This is a genomic window from Peterkaempfera griseoplana (assembly GCF_001418575.1).
Taxonomy (GTDB): Bacteria; Actinomycetota; Actinomycetes; order Streptomycetales; family Streptomycetaceae; genus Peterkaempfera; species Peterkaempfera griseoplana.
In genome coordinates this window covers 1-5,772 of sequence record NZ_LIQR01000017.1, presented here as the reverse complement: position 1 = coordinate 5,772, position 5,772 = coordinate 1, and the positions used below count along the sequence as shown (strand labels likewise).

At 73.9% G+C, this 5,772-nt stretch carries 5 protein-coding genes; 1 reads left to right on the top strand and 4 read right to left on the bottom strand.

Translation table 11 applies throughout. The features are described 5' to 3' along the window. The 3 genes from AOK09_RS01485 to AOK09_RS01475 form a co-directional block, all read right to left on the bottom strand. A partial coding sequence (locus AOK09_RS01485) for a YhgE/Pip domain-containing protein (RefSeq protein WP_217698361.1) occupies nucleotides 1–796 on the bottom strand: 796 nt, incomplete at its 3' end. Beyond that, nucleotides 783–1,577, bottom strand: a complete 795-nt coding sequence (locus AOK09_RS01480) for an ATP-binding cassette domain-containing protein (RefSeq protein WP_055585243.1) — start codon at nucleotides 1,575–1,577, stop codon at nucleotides 783–785. The genes AOK09_RS01480 and AOK09_RS01485, both read right to left, overlap by 14 nt. 244 nt (nucleotides 1,578–1,821) lie before the next feature. Then, nucleotides 1,822–2,502, bottom strand: coding sequence for a TetR/AcrR family transcriptional regulator (locus AOK09_RS01475; protein ID WP_055585242.1), 681 nt, complete (start codon nucleotides 2,500–2,502; stop codon nucleotides 1,822–1,824). Nucleotides 2,503–2,665: 163 nt separating this feature from the next. On the opposite strand from AOK09_RS01475, the gene AOK09_RS01470 reads away from it, so the two are divergent. Further along, nucleotides 2,666–4,051, top strand: a complete 1,386-nt coding sequence (locus tag AOK09_RS01470; RefSeq protein ID WP_055585244.1) for a serine hydrolase domain-containing protein — start codon at nucleotides 2,666–2,668, stop codon at nucleotides 4,049–4,051. Between the two features lie 94 nt (nucleotides 4,052–4,145). Here the strand turns inward: AOK09_RS01470 and AOK09_RS01465 are convergent. Next, on the bottom strand, nucleotides 4,146–5,772 hold a 1,627-nt coding region (locus AOK09_RS01465), incomplete at its 5' end, for an N-acetylmuramoyl-L-alanine amidase (protein ID WP_055585241.1).

The window sequence follows — 5,772 nt, the reverse complement described above, 5'->3', positions numbered from 1 at the left end:
TGCCGTCGGCGAGCTGCCCCGCGCCGCGGTCGAGCCCGGCGAGGCCGTCGGCCAGGTCGCTGCTGCCCTGCTTGGCCCTGGCCAGCCCGGCGGCGAGCCGTTCGGCGCCGCCACCGGCGTCCCTGGTGCCGTCGGCGAGCTGCCCCGCGCCCTGGTGGGCCCGGTCGGCGCCGTCGGCCAGCTGTCCGGCGCCCTGGTGGGCCTTGGCGGCGCCGCTGTGCACCCGGTCGGCGCCCTCGGCGGCCTTGACCGTGCGGTCGTGCAGGTCGGAGAAGCCGATGAAGATCCGGTCGTAGAAGCCGTCGGACGCCTTGGCGGAGGCGGCGGCGCGGACCTCGGTGAAGACGGAGCGGGAGATCTGCCCGACGATGTAGTTGTTGGCGTCGTTGGTGCGCACCTGGAGGGCGGCGCGCTCGGGGTGGTCGCTGTCGCTGGATCCGATGTCCCGGCTGAAGTCCTGGGGGACGGTCAGCGAGAGGTAGTACTTCCCGGAGGCGACACCCGCCGCCGCCTCCTGGGCGGACGTCTCCTGCCAGTCGAATATGTGACGCTTCCTCAGCTCACCGGCCAGCTGTTGCCCGGCGTCGATCCTGGTCCCCTGGACGGTGGCGGCGCGGTCCTGGACGACCAGTGCGACGGGCAGCTTGTCCAGCCGGCCGTAGGGGTCCCAGAAGGACCAGAGGTAGAGGGCGCCGTAGAGCAACGGAAGCAGCATCAGGGCCACCAGGGCGGCCCGGGGGAGGCGGCCGCGGGCGAACCTGCGCAGCTCCAGGCGGGCCAGGCTAAGCGTGTGCATCGGCGGCTTCCCCCTCGGTGGTCCCGGTCGTTTCGCTCGTCCCGGTCGTTCCGGCTGTGTCAGCCGTCCCGGTGGCATCGGCTGCCGGCTGCGCCCCGGTGTCCCCGGGCAGCCGTACCGTCACCTCGGCGAGGCCACCGGCCGCGGTGGCGTCGGTGGTGGCGGCCAGTACGGTGACGCCGCTTCGGGCGACCTGGTGGAGCATGTGCCAGGCGGCGTCACGGTCGGTGGCGTGCAGGCGGTCGTCGATGTCGTCCACGCACAGCAGCCGGGGGCGGCCGGTCAGGGCCAGCCCGGTGGCGAGGCGCAGCAGCCGGAGCGCGTCCAGCTCCCTCACCGGGGTCCGCAGGCCGCGGGGCAGGCCTTCGGCGGTGAAGCCGGTGGTGGCCAGGGCCGCCGCCGACCGCTGGTCGCCGCGGCGGAGCAGCAGGGAGCGCACCGGGGCGTGGAGCAGTCCGCGCTCCCTGATGTGCTCGCCCACGGTGAGCGCCGGGTCCAGCTGGTTGACGCCGGGCATCGGGCCGAGTGCCGCGATACGGCGCACCTTCGCCGCCTGGCGGGGCAGGTGCAGTCCGGCGACGGTGGCGTCGCCCGCGCTGGGGCGCATCCGTCCGGCGAGGGTGAGCAGCAGGGCGGTGCGGCCGGAGCCCGCGGGGCCCTCGACGGCGACCAGGGCGCCCGGTCCGGCGGTGAGGTCCACCTCGCGGTAGACCCAGCCACGTGGGCCGCGCAGGGAGAGGGACCTGGCCGCGACGGCGGCGCCACCCTCGGGGTCGGTCATGTCATCCCCTGTTTTTGAACTGACTGGTCAGTTCAAATTCTAGCCCGTGCCGCTGCGGCCCATGCGTGCCGGCAGTGTGGGATGGCTTACGTTCGCCCCGACCGCGCGGCGGCTGACGGGGCGCGGTCCGCCCGGGCTTAAGGCCAGGGCCGCCGTTCAGGCAGGGCCGTACGCCGGCGCTGCGCCGCCGGACGCGGGCGGGGCTCGGCCGCCTGCGTCCGGAGCGGGTGGCGGGAGGGGGGCGCTACGGCCTGGCTGCGGCGAGCCGGGCCTCCAGGCCGTCGAGGACGGTCTGGAGGCCGAACTGGAAGCTGTTGTCGGGGGCCGCCCCGTGGCCGGCGGCGGCCGTCTCCAGGCGGGCGCGCAGCCGGGGGAACCGTGCGGCGATCTCATGGGCCTTCGCCGTGCTGTCGCGCATCGCCTCCGCCGCGTCGTCACCGGCGCGTCCGAGCCTCCTGGCGAGCGAGTCCGCCGCGGCCGGTCCCAGGGCGTTGCCGAGCACGAAGGTGAAGACGGTGGCCGCTGCCTGGTCGGCCTGGCCGCCGGTGAACCCGGCGGCCTCGTGGATGGCGAGGCTGTGGTCGTCGTGGCGGGCCTTGCCGGGGCCGAAGAGCGGCAGGGAGCCGAAGGCCTGCACCAGCCAGGGGTGGCGGGTGAGCATCGTGTGCAGGTCGGTGGCCAGCCGGGTGGCGGCTGTCCGCCAGTCGACGACGGCGAGGTCGGGCAGCGGGATCTCGTGCCACACCTGGTCGGCGGCGAGGGCGATGAGGTTCTCCTTGCTGCCCACGTGCCAGTAGACCGCGGTGGCCGCGGAGCCCAGCTGCTTGCCCAGCGCGCGCATGTTGAGGCCCTCCAGGCCCTCGGCGTCCAGGAGCCCGACGGCGGCGTCGACGATCTGTGCGCTGGTCAGCGTGGTGCGCGGCATGGGCTCAGGATAGGGGGCCGACGCCGACGTGAACGTTGTTCGAGAAGTCTGTTGCACGCTGTTCAAGTCATGCCCTAACGTCCTTTCTTGAACACTGTGCAAGTCGTAGGCGGAGGGCGTGGCCGACCCGGTGGCGCCCAGGGCCGGGGACGAGGGGAACGCCATGTCACAGGAGACGCTGTCCGGGTTCGTCGCGGAGGCCGCCGCGGAGTTCGGCATTCCCGGCGCCGCCGTCGGGATCTGGGCGGACGGCCGGGAGGTCTTCGCCTGCCATGGCGTGACCAGCGTCGACAACCCGCTGCCCGTCGACCCGGACACACTCTGTGTGCTGGGCTCGGTCACCAAGACCTACACCGCCACCGCACTGGTCTGCCTGGTCGCGCAGGGCCGGGTCGACCTGGACGCCCCAGTGCGCCGCTACGTCCCCGAACTCGCGCTCGCGGACGAGCAGGCCGCAGCGGAGATGACCGTGCTGAACCTCCTCAACCACACCGCGGGGCTGGACTGGCGGCTGATCGTCGACACGGGGGAGGGCGACGACGCCCTGGCCGGCCATGTGGCCGCGCTGGCCGGGCTGGAGCAGATCGCCCCGGTCGGAGCCCGCGCCTCCTACAGCCAGGTGGGGTACAACCTCGCCGGGCGGATCATCGAGAAGGTCACCGGGCTGCCGTACGAGCAGGCCGTCGCCTCGCTCCTGCTGGAGCCGCTGGGTCTGTCCCACAGCGTCTTCGCGCCCGCCGACGCGATGACCCGGCGGTTCGCCGTCGGGCACAACCTCGACGAGGACAGCACACCGGTCACCGTGCGGCGGTGGAAGGACAACCGCGCCAACAACCCCGGCGGCGGCCTGGCGTCCTCGGTCGCGGACCAGCTCCGCTGGGCCCGCTTCCACCTCGGTGACGGATGCGCGGAGAGCGGCGTCCGGGTGCTGCCCGCCGGGATGCTGCACCGGATGAGGCAGCCGACGGTCGCCCTGCGGGGCAGTGCGCTCGGCGACGCCATCGGCATCGGCTGGTTCCTGCGCGATGTGGGCGGTGTCCGCACCGTGGGACACGGCGGGTCGGCGAACGGGCAGTTCGCCGAGCTCCTCCTGGTGCCCGACCGGGACTTCGCCGTCGTGGTGACGTCCAACGCGGGCCCGGGCGGTGTCGCCTTCAACCAGGCCGTCGTCCGCTGGGCGCTCCGGACCTGCCTGGGGGTGGCCGACCGCGATCCCGAGCCGCTCCCCCATGACGAGGCGTGGGCCCGGGAGGTGGCCGGCGGATACGAGAACGACGCCATGACCTTCACCGTCGGCACGGACGGCGCCGGGCTGACCGTCGAGGTCCTGATCAAGCCGGAGATCCGGGCCGCCTCCGGGGTCGAACTCCCGGCGGACTACCCCCCGTTCGCCGTCGGCCTGCTGCCCGGCGACGCCGACGAGTACATCGTCACCGAGGGCCCGATGCAGGGGCAGCGCGGCTTCTTCACCCGCGACGGCAGCGGCGCGGTCGTGGGGGTGGACCTCGCGGGACGGCTGTTCGGCAGGGCCGCGGCGGCCTCCGGGTGAGGTCCGGTGACCGTCGGGGCACCGCCCCCGCCGCGCCGTGGGAACGGGCGGCGGGGGCGGAGCAGGGCGCTGACGATCAGTCAGTGAGTTGCTGTCAGTGAGGCGCCGGGGCGTCGGCCGCGGTGACGTCGGCGGCGTACACCCGCGCCAGCCGGTGGTTGTACTGGATGGTGAACATCTGCTTGGAGCCGGTCACCACCGTGTCGCTGGAGGAGAAGAAGTCGTCGGTGGGGAACGCCGGGCGGGTGGCCACATACGCCTGGCCCGCGGGCACGGTGTACCAGCTCAGCGGCGCCTGTGTGGAGGGGGAGAGGCCCGCCGGGTACTCGGCCCGGTCCGGGTAGGTCGAGCCCCAGACGGAGACCGGGGCGCTACCCGCGGCCGTGATCACCTGCACACCGCCGGCCGGGGTGGTGTACCGGCCGCCGGGGTTGTAGAACCACACCTTCGCACCGCTGAACCAGATCGCCGTCCAGTCCCCGCAGCGGTCGGCGACCACGAACTGCTGGCCGTCGACGACCGTGCCGCCCCAGTCGTTGATCCGGTCGGTGCCCACGCCGTCGGCGTGGATCGCCGGGTCGCCGAAGATCGGGGCGTCCGCGCTCGGAGCGGTCCGCACATAGAGGAAGTCGGACGGCTGCTGCCGCTCGGTGCAGGCGGTGGTGGCGCCGGTGGGGTCGTCCGACGGGCACACCTGGACGGTCTGCAGGTTCTGCTGGTAGCCGGGCGTGATCGTCACCACCGAGCCGACCGGGCCGACCCCGCGCCTGCCCACGGTGGTCGGGCCGCTGAGCAGCCGCATGAAGTAGCCCCAGTTCCACTGCGGTCCCGGGTCCCAGTGCATCCCCGAGACCAGGGCCGACGACGGGCCGACCACATTGTCGTGGCCGATGATGTGCTGGCGGTCCAGGGGGATGCCGAAGCGGGCCGAGAGGTACTTCACCAGGTCGGCCATGGTCTCGTAGACGGTCGGCGAGTACCAGGTGCCGCCCTGCGCGGCGAAGCCCTCCTGCTCGATGCCGATGGAGTGCATGTTGTCGGAGTAGTTGCCGGCGTGGAACGAGAGGTCCTTGGTGGGCACCATCTGGGTGACCGCGCCGTCGGACGCGCGGATCACATAGTGGGCCGAACCGCCCCCGGGCTGCTGGAACGAGGTGACGGCGGAGTCGTACGACGACTCCGTGTCGTGGATGACGATGGAGTCGATCCGCATGCCGTCGGCCGGCCGGTCGGCCACCTGGCCGTTGGACGCGGAGGCCGGGACGAAGGTGCAGACCAGGGTGGAGGGGCACTCGGCCGGTGTGCCGGTGGCGGCGTCCGCGGCCGTCAGGCCCAGCGCGCTCAGCTCGGCGGTGGCGGGGCGCACCGCCGGGTCGGCGCTCAGCCGGACCTGCCGGCCGTCGTCGGTGGTCCGCTGGACGCCGGTCCTGATCGCGGTGAACACCCGGTCGGCGAACGACGCCGCGGCCCTGCGCCCGGACGCCTGGCTGTAGCGGGCGACCGCCCCGTACCACTGGTCCGGGTCGGCGGGTGTGCCGCCCCGCAGCGCCCTCTCGTAGGAGGCGAGCAGCGCGGCACCGCCGCGGATGTTCGCCCCGGCGTCCTTCCGCAGCCGGTCCGCGGGGAGGCCGGTCAGCCCGGCGGCGGCCTGCAGGGTGTGCAGTGCGGGGTCCCGGACCAGTGAGGCGAGGCCGCCCCGGCCCGCGGCCCCGGCCCCGCCC